This window comes from Roseateles rivi (assembly GCF_043555845.1).
GTDB lineage: Bacteria > Pseudomonadota > Gammaproteobacteria > Burkholderiales > Burkholderiaceae_C > Roseateles > Roseateles rivi.
Genome location: NZ_JBIGHZ010000019.1, coordinates 1 through 564 on the forward strand (window position 1 = coordinate 1; position 564 = coordinate 564).

At 67.2% G+C, this 564-nt stretch carries 1 protein-coding gene; it reads left to right on the forward strand.

What is annotated here, in order from left to right; translation table 11 throughout:
- Positions 1 to 497, forward strand: a 497-nt coding sequence (locus ACG0Z6_RS16605; RefSeq protein WP_394463459.1) for a branched-chain amino acid ABC transporter permease, incomplete at its 5' end; no start/stop codon positions are given.
- Between the last annotated feature and the right edge of the window lie 67 nt (positions 498 to 564).

Here is a 564-nt window from a genome sequence, read left to right on the forward strand (position 1 = left end):
TGATCTCGGTGACGCAGGTGCTGATTCTGGTCAGCACGCTGGTGATTTTGGTGAGCCTGCTCTACCTGGTGAACTACACCCGGCTGGGCCGCGCGATGCGTGCGACGGCGGAGAACCCGCGCGTGGCGGCGCTGATGGGGGTCAAGCCCGATGCGGTGATTTCGGCGACGTTTGTGATTGGTGCGGCGCTGGCGGCGGTGGCCGGGCTGATGTGGGCGGCCAACTACGGCACGGTGCAGCACTCCATGGGCTTTATGCCGGGGCTCAAGGCCTTCACGGCGGCGGTGCTGGGGGGCATTGGCAACCTGGCTGGGGCCATGGTGGGGGGCGTGCTGCTGGGGCTGATCGAGGCCATCGGGGCGGGCTACCTGGGCGAGCTCACGGGCGGGGTGCTGGGCAGCCACTACGCGGACATCTTCGCGTTTCTGGCGCTGATTCTGGTGCTGACGCTGCGGCCCTCGGGGCTGCTGGGTGAGCGCGTGGCCGACCGTGCTTGAAGGAGTCAAGAGCATGCAAAAGAACAAGCTGATCGTGTTTGGCCTGGCCGCGCTGGCGCTGCTGGTG